The 17,935-nt window shown below is 60.2% G+C and carries 16 protein-coding genes; 9 read left to right on the top strand and 7 right to left on the bottom strand.

Annotated features, from left to right (window positions below):
* Window positions 1-134: 134 nt before the first annotated feature.
* Genes ACYZTS_RS16490 through ACYZTS_RS16500 form a run of 3 tightly spaced genes read right to left on the bottom strand, consistent with a single transcriptional unit; the run spans window position 135 to window position 1,463 of the window.
* The gene (locus ACYZTS_RS16490; RefSeq protein WP_461990502.1) at window positions 135-839 is read right to left on the bottom strand and encodes a YoaK family protein; all 705 of its coding nucleotides are present in this window, start codon (window positions 837-839) and stop codon (window positions 135-137) included.
* A gap of 28 nt (window positions 840-867) precedes the next feature.
* Window positions 868-1,197 (bottom strand): DUF6388 family protein, encoded by a 330-nt coding sequence (locus ACYZTS_RS16495; RefSeq protein WP_461990504.1) that lies wholly within the window; start codon window positions 1,195-1,197, stop codon window positions 868-870.
* 20 nt (window positions 1,198-1,217) lie between these two features.
* Window positions 1,218-1,463: a hypothetical protein gene (locus tag ACYZTS_RS16500; protein WP_028624373.1), complete on the bottom strand. Its 246-nt coding sequence runs from the start codon at window positions 1,461-1,463 to the stop codon at window positions 1,218-1,220.
* Between the two features lie 163 nt (window positions 1,464-1,626).
* Between ACYZTS_RS16500 and ACYZTS_RS16505 the strand changes: the two genes are divergently transcribed.
* Window positions 1,627-1,977 carry a hypothetical protein gene (locus ACYZTS_RS16505; protein WP_461990506.1) on the top strand — a complete coding sequence of 117 codons (351 nt, stop codon included), beginning with the start codon at window positions 1,627-1,629 and terminating at the stop codon, window positions 1,975-1,977.
* Between the two features lie 147 nt (window positions 1,978-2,124).
* On the opposite strand, the gene ACYZTS_RS16510 is transcribed toward ACYZTS_RS16505, so the two are convergent.
* Entirely contained in the window at window positions 2,125-2,556 is a 432-nt protein-coding gene (locus tag ACYZTS_RS16510; RefSeq protein WP_028624375.1) for a GNAT family N-acetyltransferase, read from the bottom strand.
* A 141-nt stretch (window positions 2,557-2,697) separates the two neighbouring features.
* On the opposite strand from ACYZTS_RS16510, the gene ACYZTS_RS16515 reads away from it, so the two are divergent.
* Window positions 2,698-3,141, top strand: a complete 444-nt coding sequence (locus ACYZTS_RS16515) for a hemerythrin domain-containing protein (protein ID WP_028624376.1) — start codon at window positions 2,698-2,700, stop codon at window positions 3,139-3,141.
* A 40-nt stretch (window positions 3,142-3,181) separates the two neighbouring features.
* Entirely contained in the window at window positions 3,182-3,775 is a 594-nt protein-coding gene (locus tag ACYZTS_RS16520; RefSeq protein ID WP_461990509.1) for an NUDIX domain-containing protein, read from the top strand.
* Window positions 3,776-3,884: 109 nt separating this feature from the next.
* Here ACYZTS_RS16520 and ACYZTS_RS16525 read toward each other — a convergent pair whose 3' ends face one another.
* Window positions 3,885-4,400, bottom strand: coding sequence for a methylated-DNA--[protein]-cysteine S-methyltransferase (locus ACYZTS_RS16525; RefSeq protein WP_461990510.1), 516 nt, complete (start codon window positions 4,398-4,400; stop codon window positions 3,885-3,887).
* A gap of 133 nt (window positions 4,401-4,533) precedes the next feature.
* Between ACYZTS_RS16525 and ggt the strand changes: the two genes are divergently transcribed.
* Window positions 4,534-6,261: a gamma-glutamyltransferase gene (gene ggt, locus ACYZTS_RS16530; RefSeq protein ID WP_461990512.1), complete on the top strand. Its 1,728-nt coding sequence runs from the start codon at window positions 4,534-4,536 to the stop codon at window positions 6,259-6,261.
* Between the two features lie 103 nt (window positions 6,262-6,364).
* Window positions 6,365-6,904 carry a cysteine hydrolase family protein gene (locus ACYZTS_RS16535; RefSeq protein ID WP_461990514.1) on the top strand — a complete coding sequence of 180 codons (540 nt, stop codon included), beginning with the start codon at window positions 6,365-6,367 and terminating at the stop codon, window positions 6,902-6,904.
* A 3-nt stretch (window positions 6,905-6,907) separates the two neighbouring features.
* On the opposite strand, the gene ACYZTS_RS16540 is transcribed toward ACYZTS_RS16535, so the two are convergent.
* The gene (locus ACYZTS_RS16540) at window positions 6,908-8,332 is read right to left on the bottom strand and encodes a M15 family metallopeptidase (RefSeq protein ID WP_461990516.1); all 1,425 of its coding nucleotides are present in this window, start codon (window positions 8,330-8,332) and stop codon (window positions 6,908-6,910) included.
* Window positions 8,333-8,494: 162 nt separating this feature from the next.
* Between ACYZTS_RS16540 and ACYZTS_RS16545 the strand changes: the two genes are divergently transcribed.
* Both ACYZTS_RS16545 and ACYZTS_RS16550 read left to right on the top strand, forming a co-directional pair.
* On the top strand, window positions 8,495-10,288 hold the full coding sequence (locus ACYZTS_RS16545; RefSeq protein WP_461990518.1) for a thiamine pyrophosphate-requiring protein: 1,794 nt from the start codon (window positions 8,495-8,497) through the stop codon (window positions 10,286-10,288).
* A 187-nt stretch (window positions 10,289-10,475) separates the two neighbouring features.
* On the top strand, window positions 10,476-10,877 hold the full coding sequence (locus tag ACYZTS_RS16550) for a VOC family protein (RefSeq protein ID WP_028624383.1): 402 nt from the start codon (window positions 10,476-10,478) through the stop codon (window positions 10,875-10,877).
* A gap of 77 nt (window positions 10,878-10,954) precedes the next feature.
* Here the strand turns inward: ACYZTS_RS16550 and ACYZTS_RS16555 are convergent, their stop codons facing one another.
* Window positions 10,955-12,274 (bottom strand): SDR family oxidoreductase, encoded by a 1,320-nt coding sequence (locus tag ACYZTS_RS16555; protein ID WP_461990520.1) that lies wholly within the window; start codon window positions 12,272-12,274, stop codon window positions 10,955-10,957.
* 195 nt (window positions 12,275-12,469) lie between these two features.
* Between ACYZTS_RS16555 and ACYZTS_RS16560 the strand changes: the two genes are divergently transcribed.
* A complete protein-coding gene (locus ACYZTS_RS16560) occupies window positions 12,470-15,043 on the top strand; it encodes a bifunctional diguanylate cyclase/phosphodiesterase (protein ID WP_033050970.1) in 2,574 nt (857 codons plus the stop codon).
* 147 nt (window positions 15,044-15,190) lie between these two features.
* Complete coding sequence (gene treS, locus ACYZTS_RS16565; protein WP_461990522.1) at window positions 15,191-17,257, top strand: maltose alpha-D-glucosyltransferase; 2,067 nt, start codon at window positions 15,191-15,193, stop codon at window positions 17,255-17,257.
* Window positions 17,258-17,935 lie beyond the last annotated feature (678 nt).

Raw genomic sequence — 17,935 nt, forward strand, 5'->3', positions numbered from 1 at the left:
GCGAGCAGGCTCGCTCCCACAGGGGGGAGTTGTGCCGTACATATCATTGAAATTCACCACAGCACCCTGTGGGAGCGAGCCTGCTCGCGAAAGCGTCCAGTCAGACAACAACAATATTGCAGGTAAGCACCCGATCAACGTGGCATATACCCCAACTGCCACCGCCGTGGAATCTTCAACGACAGCAACCCGATCCCGCCCGCCAGCAACCCGCTGACAAACAACGCACTGAGCCCAAGATGATGCTCCAGCACCGCACCCAGCACCGCGCCGGCAAACATTCCGGCCCAGGGAATCAACTGCACCCGCCAGCCATTGCGCCGTTCGCCGAGCATCCAGCGTCCCAGGCCGCGGCCGAAGCGTGACAGGGCGCCGGTGACATAGGTCAGGCCGACCGGCAGGCCATTCACTTCCTCCACGGCGGCATTGAGCATGCCCATGGCGATGATCGCCGCCAGCAACGCCGGCAGTTTTTCCTCATACGGCCAGGCAGCAGCGCCGCAGAGCAGGGTGGCGATGCACAGCAATAAAGGCAGCGCCCGCCGACCGCCAAGACGGCTGGCGACGATGCCCAGGGCGTTGCCGATGATGAACGTGGCCACGATGATCAGCAGGCGCAGGGTCAGGCCCGTGTCGCCGTCGCTGATGGCCACGGCGAGACGGGTGGTGTTGCCGCTCATGAAGGAAACGAAGTCGCCGCTGGCCATGAAGCCGATGGCATCGGTCATCCCCGCCAGTACCGAGAGTGCGGCCACCAGCGACAGGCCGACGCGTCCGCGCCATTTCTGGCTATGCAGATGGCCCGGACTGGCGTGGGTACTGGGGGACGAGGGCAGCATCGTTAGATAAATCCTGGAGCGGCGACGGTCACTTGTTCAATCCATATAACTCGCAATACTCCAGCCAGTCCATCCCGGCCATCTCGGCCACTTCCTTGTGCACTTCCATGCGCTGCGCCTGATAGTCTTCGGCGCTCGCAGCGGTCAGTTGCAAGGTCAATTCCCAGGCAAATACGTCCAGGCGTTCCGCTTCAGCCTCGAAGGCTTCGTGCAAACGCTCATCGCGGTACTGCGCAGCGGTTTCACCCTTGGCCTGCGCCAATAACGGATTGAGATTGTCCAGTTCATGGCGCAGTTCGGGGCGCTCATCGAGAAATTTCTGCAGGGCCTGTTCGTGCTGCTGTTCGCTTGCCGGCATGGTCGCTCCTTGAGGAATTATTACGAAGACTGCTTCTTGGCCTTGGCCGCCGCCGCCAGGCATTCGAGGGCGAATTGCTCCGGGTAGGTCATCTGGATCGGCGTGGTCTCGCCTTTGACGGTTCTTTCACCTTCGAGGATGTAGCGAATCCGCTTGTCGGTGACGCCGATGCGTTTGGCGATCCACGATGGCGTTTGTCCGATCTGACTGATCAGCTTGTCGGCATATTCAGCGGTCGGTTTGTAAAATTCGGCATTGGGTGTCATGGGACGTTCCAGAAAAATAGGCCCGGGTAACACGGGCGATGTGGCATTCGGCGCGACAGGGTGCGCGAATCATTGCGCGGTGTCGCGCTATAAATGAAGTAAAGCAGAACGATACGCCGCGCCACGATGATACAGTCCGTTTTTTCTTGATGAGCAACAAGCAATGCGAATTCTGATGGTGGCGCTGGCCGTGACGTTGCTGGCGGGATGCGCCGGTTCGGCGATGAATGATGCCCGCATGGGCACCCCGTACAAAACCCTGACCTCGGAAAAACCGGAAAAGGTCGTGGCGCAGTGCGTGCAGTTTGCCTGGCAGGATGAGGCGGTATTCGGCGTTGACGCCGGCGCGTATCTGCAGCCCGGCAAGAAGGGCGGCTCCACGGTTTACACGCGATCGGCGGAGTCGTTTGTCGATCTGACGACAGCGGTGACGGGAACAGAATTGAGCTATTACGCCCAGCGTGACGACTTCGTTGCCAAACGCCGGTTAGCGGCGCTGGCGACCTGCCTCTGAGCTGTGGGAGCAAAGCTTGCTCGCGATGAACTATTACCCGGTCTGTCTCACTGCCGCCATCGCGGGCAAGACTTGCTCCCACAATTTCACTGCCGCCATCGCGAGCAAGCTTGCTCCTACTGGAAGCATTTAAATCGCAACAATGTGTCAGACGTGGTTGAGCAGGCGTTTCTGTAGAAAGAAGCGCCGATGGCCCGGTGGGTAGTCAGCGATCTGGCCTACTTCGCTGAAGCCCAGCTTCTTGTAAAACTCCGGCGCCTGAAAGTCGAAGGTGTCCAGCCAGATGCCCACGCACCCCTTTTCCCTGGCCAGGTCCTCGGCCATCTTCATCAGCCGTGAACCCATGCCCTGGCCACGCGCCTCATCCGGCACCGACAGCAATTCGATAAACAACCATTGATAGAAGAACCGGCCGTACAGGCCGCCGAGGATCACATCGTTGTCATCGCGCACCAGTAGCGCGAGCAATTCGGACTTGCCGTCACCCGCTTGCGCAAGGTTATAGGCGCGCAACGGTGCAAGGATCGCTTCTCGATCCTCGGGCGTCGGCTCCTGGGTCATTTCTATGCGTAAAGTCATCGGCTACATCCTTTTGGCGTTGATGCTTGAGCGTATCCGGGTCGCCGTGAATGTTCCATCCCCGCACGTGGAACCCTCGCGAGTGCGCAGATGTCTAGGCATTACAGCGTCATTTCAGAACGCGGCCGATGAGGATTGCCAGTGAACATTTTTGAAGCCTTGCGCGAAAGCCACGAGCGCCAACGCACCTACGCCGAAGCGGTTGTCCAGACCAGTGGCGACACCCCGGAGCGTAAAGAAGCGTACGAACGACTCAAAGCCGAACTTCAAGCGCACGAGACCGCTGAAGAACGGCATTTCTACATTCCGCTGATGCAATTCGATAATGGCGTTGACCTGAGCCGTCATGCGATCTCCGAGCATCACGAGATGGACGAAATGATGGAAGAGCTCGACGAGACCGAGATGTCCAGCCCGTCTTGGCTGGCGACGGCGAAAAAGCTCTCGGATAAGGTCCATCACCATCTCAAGGAAGAAGAACAGAAGTTCTTCCAGAGCGCCGGCAAACTGCTCGATGAAAAACAGAAAATCAGCCTTGCCAAAGATTATCTGAAGGAGTTCGACGAGCAGCTCAAGTTAGCGTGATGTCATCCAACATGCGCTTCATTTGACGGGAAATGGATAGATGGCCAATACAGCCGAGCGGGTCAACATCCTCGAGTCTCAGGTGTTGTCCCACGACTGGTACCTGCTGAAGAAAATCACCTTCGATTACCTGCGCAACAACGGCGAATGGCAACGTCAGACCCGCGAGGTTTACGACCGAGGCAATGGCGCGGCGATTCTGCTGTTCAACCGGGAAAAGAAAACCGTCGTGCTGACGCGTCAGTTTCGTTTGCCGGTGTTCGTTAACGGTCACGACGGTTTACTGATCGAAGTGGCAGCGGGGCTACTCGAAGGGGCAGCGCCGGAAGAACGAATTCGCGATGAAGCTGAAGAGGAAACGGGTTATCGCGTGCATCACGTGCAGAAAGTTTTCGAGGCGTACATGAGCCCCGGCTCGGTGACGGAAAAGCTGCATTTTTTCATCGCCGAGTATGACGCTTCATCCAAGGTGAGCGAGGGTGGCGGGCTGGAAGCGGAGACCGAAGAGCTGGAAGTGCTGGAGTGGTCGTTCGACGAAGCACTCCAGGCTTTTTATCGAGGCGAAATCTGCGACGCGAAAACCATCATGCTGCTGCAGTACGCGGCCATGAAAAACCTCTTCGCCACACTCTGAATCCACCACGGTCAACGTAGCAGCTGCCGAGCCCGCGAGGCTGCGTCCAGCGGACCTGAGCCGAACGCAGCCTCGCGGGCTCGGCAGCTGCTACAGGATTGTGTGCGGTTCAGAAAAGGTTTCCCGTGCGATTGGCGCCCGTCCAATCGCAGCCTTCCAGCGTTAACAGAAATTCCTTCGCCTCAAGCCCACCGGCGAAACCAGTGAGTTTGCCCGACGCCCCGATCACCCGATGACACGGCGCCACGATGGAAATCGGATTCCTGCCGTTAGCGGCACCGACCGCCCGCACCGCACCGGGACAGCCGATCTGCACGGCAATCTGACTGTAGCTGCGCGTCTCGCCGAACGGGATGGTGAGCAACGCATGCCACACTTTCTTCTGAAACAGTGTCCCGATAAAGTCCAGCTCCAGCTCGAAACGCTCCCGCGTCCCCGCGAAATATTCCGTCAGTTGTTGCGCCGTGCGCACAAGGATCGGTGAGTCCGTCACTTCACTCATCGGCCCCAATCGCACGCGGTTCGGCTTGTCGTTTTCCCAGAGGATGGCCACCAGTCGCTCGCCATTCGCGACCAGCTTCAACTCGCCGACCGGAGAGGCCAGCGTCATGCAGGTAAAAGTCATGCAGATGGACTCCGCAGATGGCTGTTCGGCGTCCAGCATACTGCGTCGGCGGGGAGGCGCAAAACGTAATCCCGACCATACTTGGCTACTGCTCTTGACGCGTTTTCTCTCAAAAACAAAAAGAGACCGACCCATGAAGTTCGAACCTCTCGCCAAATCGCTCATAGCGACTTCCCTGGCATTCAGCTGCGTGTCTGCCCACGCGGCCTCTGTCGCCCCGGTCGCCGCCGAAAACGGCATGGTGGTGACGGCGCAGCATCTGGCCAGCCACGTAGGTGTCGATGTGTTGAAGAACGGCGGCAACGCCGTCGATGCCGCCGTGGCCGTAGGCTATGCGCTGGCGGTGGTGTATCCCGCAGCGGGTAACCTCGGCGGTGGCGGTTTCATGACGATTCAGTTGGCGGACGGGCGCAAGACCTTCCTCGACTTCCGTGAAAAGGCCCCACTGAAAGCCACCGCCGACATGTACCTCGACAAAGAGGGCAATGTCGTTCCGGAACTCAGTACCCGCGGCCATTTGGCAGTCGGCGTGCCCGGCACCGTGTCCGGCATGGAACTGGCGCTGCAGAAGTACGGCACCAAACCGCGCAAGGAAATCATCGCCCCGGCGATCAAACTGGCGGAAGACGGTTTTGTGCTGGAGCAGGGCGATCTTGAGATGCTCGAATACGCGACCGATATGTTCAAGAAAGACATGCGCGACTCGGGGTCGATCTTCCTGCGCAACGGCGAGCCGATGCAGGTCGGGCAAAAACTGGTGCAAAAAGACCTGAGCAAAACCCTGCGTGAGATCTCCGAGAAGGGCGCTGACGGTTTTTACAAAGGCTGGGTGGCGGACGCGATTGTCACGTCCAGCCAGGCTAACAAAGGCATCATCAGCCAGGCTGATCTCGACAACTACAAGACCCGGGAACTGGCGCCCATCGAGTGCGACTACCGTGGCTACCATGTGGTGTCGGCGCCGCCACCGAGCTCTGGCGGTGTGGTGATTTGCCAGATCATGAACATTCTCGAAGGCTATCCAATGAAAGACCTGGGCTACCATTCGGCCCAAGGCATGCACTATCAGATCGAAGCGATGCGCCACGCTTATGTGGATCGCAACAGCTTCCTCGGCGACCCGGACTTTGTGAAAAACCCGATCGAGCATCTGCTCGACAAAAACTACGCGACCAAGCTGCGCGCCGCCATCGCCCCGCAAAAAGCGGCGGTGTCCAGCGAGCTCAAGCCCGGCGTCGCGCCCCATGAAGGCAGCAACACCACGCACTATTCGATCGTCGATAAATGGGGCAACGCGGTGTCGGTGACGTACACCCTCAACGACTGGTTCGGCGCCGGGGTCATGGCCAGCAAAACCGGGGTCATGCTCAATGATGAAATGGACGACTTCACCTCCAAGGTCGGCGTGCCGAACATGTACGGCCTGGTGCAGGGCGAAGCCAATGCCATTGCGCCCGGCAAGGCGCCGCTGTCTTCCATGAGCCCGACCATCGTCACCAAGGACGGCAAAGTGGTGATGGTCGTCGGCACGCCGGGCGGCAGTCGCATTATTACGGCAACTTTGCTGACCATGCTCAACGTGATCGACTACGGCATGAACATTCAGGAAGCGGTCGATGCGCCACGCTTCCACCAGCAGTGGCTGCCGGAGGAAACCAATCTGGAAACCTTCACCACCAGTGCGGACACGGTGAAGATGCTGGAGAGCTGGGGGCACAAGTTTGCCGGGCCTCAGGATGCCAATCATCTCGCGGCGATTCTGGTCGGTGCGCCGTCGCTGGAGGGCAAGCCTGTGGGCAAGAACCGGTTTTATGGGGCGAACGATCCGCGGCGTAATACCGGGTTGTCGTTGGGGTATTAATTAGCGAAGATCGAGGACGCAGCCTCGCAGGCTCGGCAGCTGCTACAAGGGATCGGCGCGCAGGCGTGGCGGTTCTTCGTTTTTCGACTGGCAAGGAAAGCTCATGACCACCGCACTGTTAATCATTGATGTTCAACAAGCGCTGTGCACCGGCGACTACGAATGTTTCGAAATCGAACGCGTCATCGACAACATCAACGGCCTCAGCGCCAGGGCTCGCGAGGCGGGCCTTCCGGTGGTGCTCATCCAGCACGAGGAGCTCACCGGCCCGTTTGTGCATGGCACACCCGACTGGCAATTGGCCGAAGCACTGGTCACCGATCCGCAAGACAAGCGCGTGCGCAAGACCACGCCGGATTCGTTCTATCAGACGTCATTGCGTAAATTGCTGCCGGTACAGGATTTCGAACGGCTGGTAATCTGCGGTCTGCAGACTGACTATTGCGTCAACGCCACCGTGCGCCAGGCGCTTCAGTTGGGTTACGACGTGGTGCTGGCCGGCGATGCGCATTCCACCGTCGACAACGGCAATCTGCGCGCCGAAGACATTATTGCCGAACACAACAAGGACCTTGCGCGCCTGACCGGATCGGTGGCGCGCATCGATGTCAAACCTGCAGCGGACATCAGCTTCAAGCACTAAGGTTCAGCGTTGCGGTAAATGCCAGAGGTCACGGTAGCGCTCATATTGCGCCTCGGGCATTTGCACCAGCAACGGCGACAGTGCCGGGTCGAGCCACCCGAACAAACCGGCAATGTTGGCCGGCTCCATCGCCGTGCAGCCCGCCGTCGGCGAGGTGGGGCTGCGCCAGATGTGGAAGAAGATGCACGAGCCCGCCGCTGGAGAGGCCGGCGTGTTGTGTTCGATGAAAATGCCCTGTTGGTAACCCGCTTCCTGGCGCATCTGCTCGGAGCTGTTCCAGTCTTTACTCGTCGTGGCACCGTCGACCAGCGCGTTGTAATGGGTTGAGCGACCGTCGTCCACGCATTCGGTAGTCGGTGTCAGCGCGAGGTAAGACAGTCGGGTGTTGGCCGTTTTTTCGAAACCAAATGCCGTGCCGAGCTTGAACACACCGGCGGGGGCCTTGCCATCGCCTTCACGCTTGACCGGGTCTGCGCCCGGCTCGACACCGATCAGACCCTTGCCCCAGGCCATGCCGTTTTTGCCGACCACCACCGCGAATGCATCACCGCGTTTGCGAAAGGTGTCACCGTCACGCTCATAGCGCTGGGCGGTGCCCTGCACGTCGGTCCAGTTTTTGCTGGTGACCACGATCAATTGCCGGCTGTTGCCGAGCACGTCGCGGGCGCTGAGCGCGGTGATCGGGAAATCCATGACGTCCTTGCGGGCGGCCCCCGACGCGTACGTGAAATGCCACCATTCTTTGTCATAGCCGCTGAAGCCTTCTTTCTCCATGGCACGGCTGAGGCGCTGGCGATTGTCCTTCGCCGCCGCGCCTATGGTCGGGTTGGCGGTGTGAGCGCGTTCATCGAAGCAGTCATAACCGGTGCCCATGTCGAGCGCGCCGTCGCGCCAACGCTGGCCGTAAGGTGCGGTGCAATCCGTTTGTGCCGCTGACGGCGTCCAGGTGTCGGCGGGGAGGGCGTTTGGGCCCGTCAATGTCAGGTCAACGGTGGACCCTCGGGAATGGTTCGACACGCGCGCGACGTAACCCAACCGCCAGAAGTCTTGTTTGTCGACGCGCGGGTAGAACTCGGCCTTGCGCGGGTCGCCAGGTTCGGTGGCGAAGCGGCCCATGTCGGCCACAGCGCGGCTGGGGCGATAGCAATCGAAAACCTTCAACCCGTAGCCTTGCGCCTGCAAGGTTGTGTGCACTCGTGCCAACGCCTGCGCGGCGTCCAGTGACAACAGGCATTCTGACGCTGCATAACCGTCGAGCGGGTGACCGGTGAAGTTGTGCGCGCCGGCGTAACGAATGTCCTGCTCGATCCCGGGCGCAATCGTGCGCAGATAAACCATGTGTTCAGGCGGTTGTTGGGTATCTGCCATGGCCGGCGAGACAAGGCTCAGCAGCAGCCATAAGTGCCAGCAGTTACGAAATGAGCGCATGTGAAAACTTCCTTGGATGCGAGTCTCTGGATCGTATCAGCTGCCGCTCTCCAGCGCCGCGCCAGTGGCCGATGCAAGCGCGTCAGGTCAATCCGTCGAAACTTCGCAGCCCGCCGGGATGTCCAGACCTTACACCTCTGAGCACCCAAGGCGAGGAACGACATGACAACGACAGTAGGCGATTTTCTGGTTGAGCGACTCAGCCAGTGGGGCGTCACGCGGATTTTTGGTTATCCGGGCGACGGCATCAACGGCGTATTCGGAGCGCTGAGCCGTGCTCAGGGCAAGATCGAATTCGTCCAGGCCCGGCATGAAGAAATGGCCGCCTTCATGGCGTCGGCGCATGCCAAGTTCACCGGCGAGCTGGGTGTGTGCATTGCCACCTCCGGCCCCGGCGCTTCGCACTTGATCACAGGCCTCTATGACGCGCGGATGGACCACATGCCGGTGCTGGCCATTGTTGGTCAGCAGGCACGTGCGGCGCTTGGCGGTCATTATCAGCAAGAGCTGGATCTGCTCTCGATGTTCAAGGACGTCGCCGGCGCGTTTGTGCAGCAGGCGTCAGAACCTTCGCAAGTCCGCCACCTGGTCGACCGCGCGGTGCGCACGGCCGTGGGTGAACGGCGAGTCACAGCGTTGATCCTGCCCAACGATTTGCAGGACGCCGAGTACAAGGAGCCGGAGAGGGCGCACGGCACCGTGCATTCCGGCGTCGGTTACAGCAAGCCGAGAGTCGTGCCGTATGACGCGGATCTGCGGCGCGCTGCGGACGTGCTCAATGCGGGTGAGAAGGTCGCGATTCTGGTGGGCGCCGGGGCATTGCAGGCCACCGATCAAGTCATTGCCGTCGCAGAGAAGCTCGGCGCCGGCGTGGCCAAAGCGCTGCTCGGCAAGGCGGTGTTGCCGGACGATTTGCCTTGGGTCACCGGCAGCATCGGTCTGTTGGGCACCGAGCCCAGCTACAAGCTGATGATGGAGTGCGACACCTTGCTGATGATCGGCTCGGGATTCCCGTATTCCGAATTCCTGCCCAAGGAAGGCCATGCACGTGGCGTACAGATTGATCTGCAGCCGGACATGCTCAGTCTGCGCTATCCGATGGAAGTCAATCTGGTGGGGGATTCCGCCGAGACCCTGGCGGCGCTTTTACCTTTGCTGCAACACAAGACCCCGCGCAAATGGCGCAAGAAAATTGAAGGCTGGCACGCGAGCTGGGAGAAAACCCTGGAGAAGCGCGCGCTGGTCAAGGCGGACCCGGTCAACCCGCAGCGTGTGGTGCACGAGTTGTCGCCCCGCCTGCCTGACGCAGCCATCATCACCTGTGATTCCGGCTCGTGCGCCAACTGGTTCGCCCGGGACCTGAAAATTCGTCGCGGCATGATGTGTTCGCTGTCGGGCGGGTTGGCCTCGATGGGCGCCGCGGTGCCCTACGCGATTGCGGCCAAATTCGCTTACCCGCAACGGGCGGTGATCGCGCTGGTCGGCGATGGAGCGATGCAGATGAGCAACATGGCGGAGTTGATCACCGTCGCCAAATACTGGCGGCAGTGGCAAAACCCCAAGTGGATCTGTGCGGTGTTCAACAATGAGGACCTCAATCAGGTCACTTGGGAACAGCGGGTGATGGAGGGCGATCCCAAGTTCGAAGCGTCGCAGAACATCCCCGATGTGCCTTATCACCTGTTCGCGATTTCCATCGGGTTGAAAGGCATTTTCGTCGATCGCGAAGAGGACGTCGCCGCTGCCTGGGAGCAGGCGCTGGCTTCGGAAGTGCCGGTGGTGATCGAGTTCAAGACCGACCCCAACGTGCCGCCGTTGCCGCCGCATATCAAGCTGGAACAGGCAAAGAAATTCGCCACGACGTTGCTTCGGGGCGATCCGGATCAGGCGGGCATTATCGTGCAGACGGCCAAGCAAGTGCTGAGCTCGGTGTTGCCCGGGGGATCGAAGAAATAACGCTAACTGCGTCTCCAGCCGTAGGAGCCGGCTTGCTGGCGATCCAGGCAACTTGGTGCATCGGGTTAACCGTGCCGCCTGGATCGCCAGCAAGCCGGCTCCTACAAAGTCTTCTATCCCGCAAAGACAGTATCGATATCCAGCATTTGGGGGGCAGTTCAGAGTCACAGCTTATCGGAGGAAAAACATGTTCAGCCATATCATCGTCGGTGCGCGTGACCTCAGCGTGATGCTGGCTTTTTACGAGGCGGTGCTGGCGCCCTTGGGGCTTAAACGCATGCCGGACGAGAACGACGGCGGCCCGCCGGGTGCGGGTTGGCATTATCCGGGGCAGCGCTGGCCGCAATTTTTTATCCAGCAGCCGTTCAACGGATTGCCGGCAACCTGGGGCAATGGCACTCAGATCAGCTTCGCCTGCAGCTCTCAGGAACATGTCGAGGCGGCATGGGCGGCGGCGATTGCCATGGGCGGTACGGATGAGGGCGTGCCGGGGCTGAGGCCGAACTATTCGCAAGATTATTTCGGCGCATATTGCCGGGATCCCGAAGGCAACAAGTTGTGCTTTGTACACGCCGAAGGTCTGGAGTGAACGGCTGCGATCCATTTGACGTGACCCGCCATCGCCGTCAGTTGCAGACCGGCGATGACGCGCGCGATTGCGCAAACCTAGTGACGATCGCGATAACGTTTCAGCGCTACCAGACACCCGCCCAGCAACACTGCGGCGCCCGCTGCCCAGACCAGCGAAGGCGTTTGTACTTTGCCACGCCAGCCACCGCTGACCCGGCGTTCGCCGCTCGGCGGCTCGAACAGGTTGCCTGATGATTTCGCCGACGGTGAACTGCGATTCACGCCAAGCCGCGTCAACCAGCCTGACATCCGCTCGAAACCCGGCAGCAGAAAATGCGCCAGTCGCCCGACGACAGCGGCACTGCCCACCGTGGTGGTCGGACGCGGATGCAGCGCCCGGGCGACCATCGCCTCGGCCACGCGCTGCGGATCGTAGACCGGCGGTGGTGGCTTGAGCGCGTGGCCGGTGAAATTGCCACCGTCGCGAAAGCCGGGCGTGTCCATGACTGCCGGGTAAATGTCGCATACATGGATATCGGCAAACCCGGTCAATTCCCCGCGCAATGCCTCGCTCAAACCGCGCAAGCCATATTTGCTCGCCGAGTAGGCGGCGGCGTACGGCTGCGCGACCCAACTGCCGATGGATAATGTGTTGATCAAAATCCCGCGCTGCTGCGCCTTGAAATACGGCCAGGCCACGTAAGCGCCGCGCAGGTAACCAAGCAGGTCGGTCTGCAGCACCTGCTCGTGCGCCTCCAGCGGTGTGTCCTCGAAATTGCCGACTGCGCCGACACCGGCGTTGTTGATCCAGATGTCGATGCGACCGTCACCGTAGTCAGCAGCCTGTTCCGCCAGCGCTCGCATGTTTTCGCTGCTGGTGACATCGGTGCGCACCGCCAGCGCGTCGGCGCCGCGTTCCGCACATTCTTCGACGACCTCCGCCAAGGCTGTCGTATCCCTGGCCGCCAATACCAGGCGCGCACCTTCGTCAGCGAAAGCATGGGCGGCCGCGCGGCCAATGCCGCTGGAGGCGCCGGTGATGACCACCAGTTTGCCCTCAAGCCGGCGAATGCGAGACGGCGGCCGGTGAGTGACATCGGATTTTTGCGCAGACGAATCGAGATAAGCGCGATAGGGCAATTCCTCGAGCTTCAGGCGTTCCCCGTCGACCATCGTCAGGGTCAGGTCTTCAATGGTGCCGGCAAATCGATCAGGGAATACCGGCTCACCGTCGAGGTCGAGCTCGTCGTACATGAACTGGCAGCCTTCAAGCCAGCCGACTGCGGTTTGCAGCTCGGCCGCCAAGTAATATTTGCCGTCGAGGAAGAAGCCCGGAAACTGGTGCGCGCGCTCTCCGCTGTTGCGATTGAAGGCATAGCGTTCGCCTGGCTTCATGCCGGTTGCTCGATCAAACATGGGGAAATCCTCCTGTGCTGATCTGCGATAGAGGATCGGGCGGCGAGCGGGTTCCATCGAAATGACTGAGCGCCTGGCTCGTGGAGTGCAGTTCGTCGCCTGACACATCGGGTGTGCGGGTTGCGATTCACATTTCTGTCATGCCGGTCGATAGCTTGGTATGCAACCGACATGCACCACGCCAAGCGGGAATATATGCCGACCGATCTTCACCCCATCGCCTGTCCCTTGTCCAATCGCTCAAGCGTGGCACTGGCGCGTGCCTCTCTGTACAAATTCGTCGGTTTACTGGCCGGGGTCTTTCTGCTCGCCAGCTATGCGCTTATTTACCTGGCGCATGATCTGGATCGCACAGAGGAGGTCGAAAGTGCCTTCTACACCAACAAGGCGATGCAATCGCTGGAAAAGTCCCTGCGCATCACGGTCAAGGATTACGCGTACTGGGGTGACGCCTACGAGCACCTGCATACTCGGGTAGACGTTGACTGGGCCTATGTGCGAAAGAATATCGGGCCGACGTTGTACTCCGATTTCGGTTTTCAGGGTCTGTTTGTCGTTAACGACGTTGATCGCACGGTGTATTCCGTGATCAACGGTGAGCTGGAAAATATTGAGATTTCCACATGGCTGGGCCAGTCCGTCAGCGCGATTCTCGATGAGGCCCGTGCCGGCGCGGAAGAGGAAACGCCGGTTACACGGTTCATCAATGTCAACGGCGTGCCTGCATTGATAGCAGCGGCAGCACTGACGACCGGCACTGACCCGACGGTGGAGGCTGATGAGCGGACGTCGTCGGTGCTTATTTTTGTGGACATGCTCGATAGCACCAAACTTGCCGCCATCGGCAAGGATTACGGGATCAACGGCCTGCACGTCGCGAGCGCCAGAGAACCCGAAGAGAAACTTGTTCACCCGCTGGGCGAAGATGGCACCGCCGGCAGTTTGCACTGGAATCCACCGAGGCCAGGCCTGCACTTGCTCGGCGTCGGCCTGCCTTTGCTTGGTCTCGCCGCATTGCTGGTGTGGCTGATGATCTGGGTGATCCTGCGGCGCACCACGGCGGCCGCCCAGGCATTGGACGCCAGCTTTGAGTCGATCCACAGCAGTCAGGCTGCGCTGGCCACCAGTGAAGCGCGCTTTCGCGATGTCGTCGAGGCGAGCTCGGACTGGGTCTGGGAAATCTCCACCGACGGCCGTTTCACCTATCTGTCCGAACGTTTCGAGGCGGTGACAGGGCTGTCCAGAGACGAATGGTGCGGCGCGAAAATGGACGATCTGTTGCACACGGAAATGGGCGCACTGTCGCAGTGGCTGAGCATTCCCAACCGGCGACCGGATATCAGCGTCCAGTGTCGCTATGTCGATACCAAAGGCTGCGAACGAATCACGCGTCTTTCGGCCCGGGAAATGGACGGCCGAGGTTTCCGCGGCACCGCAACCGACGTTACCGAAGAAGTCGAAGCGCGCCGGCGCATCGAATTCCTCTCGCAGCATGACGCCCTGACCGGTCTGCCCAACCGGACCCGTCTGCAGGAATTCCTGGACGGCAAACTCAAGGCAATGCCGACGGCAGATCAGCCGCTTGTGATGCTCAGCCTGGACCTTGACCGCTTTAAACCGGTCAACGATTTGTTGGGGCATGCGGCGGGGGATCTGGTGCTCAATGAAGTGTCCAATCGGCTGGCCGATTGCGTGCGTCACGGCGACCTGGTGGCACGGATCGGGGGTGACGAGTTTGTCTTGATTCTGACCGATGTCAGCTCGCAGGAAGAAGTCGAAGCGCTCTGCCGTCGCCTGATCGAGTCCATCGAGCGGCCAGTGGAAGTCGAAGAGCAGGAAGTGTTTGTCAGTGCAAGTATCGGCATCGCGATGGCGCCGAATGATGCCTGCGAGGCCACCGAGTTGCTGCGCTACGCCGACATTGCCTTGTACGAAGCCAAGGCGGCCGGGCGGAACACCTGGCGCTTCTACGCCGGTGACATGAACGCCCGGATCATCGAGCGGCGGCGCCTGGAAAGTGATCTGCGTTATGCGATCAAGCACGGAGAACTGCGGCTGCATTTCCAGCCGCGCTATCGCATCGCCGACGGTCACATGGTCGGCGCCGAGGCGCTTGTGCGCTGGCAGCACCCGGAACGCGGGCTGATTCCACCCGACACCTTTATTCCGATCGCCGAAGAAAGCGGGCTGATTCTGGCCTTGAGCAATTGGGTCATGGAGACTGCCTGCGCCTGCGCGGCACAGTGGCCGGAAGAGCTGTTCGTGTCGGTTAACCTGTCGCCCAGCGAGTTCAAGCGGGGCAATATCATCGAGCGTGTGCAGCAAACGCTGGACGAATCGGGCATCAGCCCTGCGCGCCTGGAGCTGGAAATCACCGAAAACGTCATGCTCGAAGATGCCACCGGTGCACTGGAGATCATGCGAACCCTCAAACGCCTGGGCGTGCGTATTGCAATGGACGACTTCGGCACCGGGTATTCGTCGCTGAGCTACCTGCGCACCTTTCCGTTCGACGGGCTGAAGATTGACCGCAGCTTTCTGAATCGACTGGTCGGCAGCGAGGATGACAGATCCATCATTCAGGCGATTGTTGGCCTGGGCCGCGCGCTGTCGCTGACGGTGACGGCGGAAGGCGTCGAGACGGTCGAGCACTTGCAGATGCTCAAAGAAGTGTCGTGTGACGAAGGTCAGGGGTATTTCCTCAGCCGGCCACTGGATAACGAGACGTTCAACGCGCTGATAGGTGTTGAGGAAACGGCAGGCAGCTGAAGCTGCGGCGCTGCGCTTGTGGCGATTACATGCAACGAATGGCGCCTCGCGGGCTCATATACACACTACCCGCGCCGTTGGTACAGGCAAGACAGTGCTCCATGGGGCGGATCGAATGTTTGAATCTGACTGCGAGCGACTGTACTTATGGCGAAAGAGAGCAACGAGCATGTGAACTGGTTGGTCGAGCAATCGATGCTGAATGCAGCCCGGCAACGGGCGAAACTGTATTCCGGACAGGGACGACTCTGGCAGCAACCTTTCGCTCATACCCGTCCCAGAGATGCGTCGGCGCTGGCTTCGGTATGGTTCACCGCTTATCCCGCTTCCATCATCACCGCCGAAGACGGCACGGTATTGGAAGCGCTCGGCAATGAAACGCTGTGGCATGCTCTGTCCGAAATCGGCATTCAGGGCATCCACAACGGCCCGCTGAAAACCTCCGGTGGGTTGCAGGGGCGCGAGCACACGCCCACCATCGACGGCAATTTCGACCGCATCAGCTTCGGCATCGACCCACAACTGGGCACCGAAGCACAGCTGCAGGGCCTGAGCCGCATCGCCGCCGCGCACAACGCGGTCATCATCGATGACGTGATCCCGTCGCACACCGGCAAAGGCGCGGACTTCCGTCTGGCCGAAATGGCTTACGAAGATTATCCGGGTCTCTACCACATGGTGGAAATCCGTGAGGAAGACTGGCCGTTGCTGCCCGACGTGCTCGAAGGACGCGATGCGCAGAACCTCACGCCGCTGCAGGTCGATGCCTTGCGCGACAAGCACTATATTGTCGGTCAGTTGCAGCGGGTGATCTTCTTCGAGCCGGGCGTCAAAGAGACCGACTGGAGCGCGACCGCGGTAGTCATCGGCGTGGACGGCAAGCCGCGACGCTGGGTGTATCTGCATTATTTCAAGGAAGGCCAGCCGTCCCTCAACTGGCTGGACCCAAGCTTCGCCGCACAGCAGATGATCATCGGCGACGCGCTGCATGCCATCGATGTGATGGGCGCGAAAATCCTTCGGCTGGATGCCAATGGCTTCCTCGGTGTGGAACGCAAACTCGATGGCACGGCCTGGTCCGAGAGCCATCCATTGTCGATCACCGGCAACCAGTTACTCGGTGGCGCGATTCGCAAGGCCGGCGGTTTCAGTTTTCAGGAATTGAACCTGACCATCGACGACATCGCTTCCATGTCCCACGGCGGCGCCGACCTGTCTTATGACTTCATCACCCGGCCGGCGTACCAGCACGCCTTGTTGATGGGCGATGCCGAGTTTTTGCGCCTGATGCTGCGTCAGGTCCACACCTATGGCATCGACCCGGCCTCGCTGATTCACGCGTTGCAGAACCACGATGAGCTGACCCTGGAACTGGTGCACTTCTGGACGCTGCATGCCCACGACACCTTCCTTTATCAAGGTCAGACGTTCCCCGGCAACATTCTGCGCGAGCACATTCGCGAGCAGATGTATGAGCGTCTCGCCGGCGAACATGCGCCTTACAACCTCAAGTTCGTTACCAACGGCGTGTCCTGCACCACGGCCAGCATCATCACGGCTGCGCTGGGCATCCGCGACCTGGACCTGATCAGCAAGTCCGACATCGACCAGATCCGCCAGATTCACCTATTGTTGGTCATGTACAACGCCATGCAGCCCGGGGTGTTTGCGCTGTCGGGTTGGGACCTGGTCGGCGCGTTGCCGCTGCCGGCCGAGCAAGTGGCGCACCTGATGCAGGATGGCGACACGCGCTGGATTCATCGTGGGGCCTATGACCTTGTCGATTTGAATCCGGATGCGCCGCTGTCGGCGGGGCAAATGCCGCGTCCGAAAACCTTGTATGGCAGCCTGCCGACTCAGCTCAAGGACCTGGATTCTTTTGCTTCGCAACTGAAGCGCATCCTCGCCGTGCGTCGCTCGTACGACATCGCGGCCAGCAAGCAGATCCTGATTCCCGATGTCGAGAATCCGGGGCTGCTGATCATGGTTCACGAACTGCCGGCAGGTAAGGGCACGCAGATCACTGCGCTCAACTTCAGCGCCCAGGCCATCGTTGAAACCTTGCACCTGCCTAACATTGCGCCGGGTCCGGTGGTGGACATCATCAATGAGCGGGTTGAAGGGGATTTGACGGCGGAGGGGGAATTCACCATTACCCTGGATGCCTATGAGGGGCTGGCGTTGCGGGTGGTGAGCAGTTCGCCGTTGATTTGATTGGGCAGGTGGTTGGTGAGCCTGTGGGGGCCAGGTGGAGCATTGCTTGCTCTCGATAGCGGACTTGAATCCTGCTGGATTTTCTCCTCTGTACTCGGTCAACTGTAGGAGCTGGCTTGCCGACGATGGCTATGTTGGGCGACCGTGTTTTTGCGGGTGTACATATCCTTTGCCACGGTGATAGCAGAATTGGATTTTTGCATGATCATTGAGGTTGAACTCGGTCAACTGTAGGAGCTGGCTTGCCAGCGATGGCTATGTCTAGGGCCACGGTTGTTTTGAGGGTGTACATATCCGTTTCTGCTGCGATGGCTGATATTGGTTTCGCCCTTACGGCGAGTCACTTGGAAAAGCACCAAGTAACCAAGTGCTCTTGCCCCTGACGTACGGTGGCTCGCTAGTGCTCGCCATGCATTCGCTCCGGTCCTGCTCCGTGGGCCCGGCGCGATCGGCCATCCTTGGCCGTGCGCGCCTAACCCGGCATCCATGCCGGGTTGCCCACTGCGCAGAACCTGCGCTCGGCCTCCCGAGGGGGCACTCACAGCCACAGCGCGCCGAGGCGGCCTGATAGCCGACCTGGCTCGCAGGCGTTGCGCCAAATCTGCGCAGCAACACAAAACCCTGTAGCAGCTGGCGTAGCCTGCGTCCGGCTGCGCAGCAGTCGTAAAATCAGGCGGC

The sequence above is a fragment of the Pseudomonas sp. TMB3-21 genome (assembly GCF_054898145.1).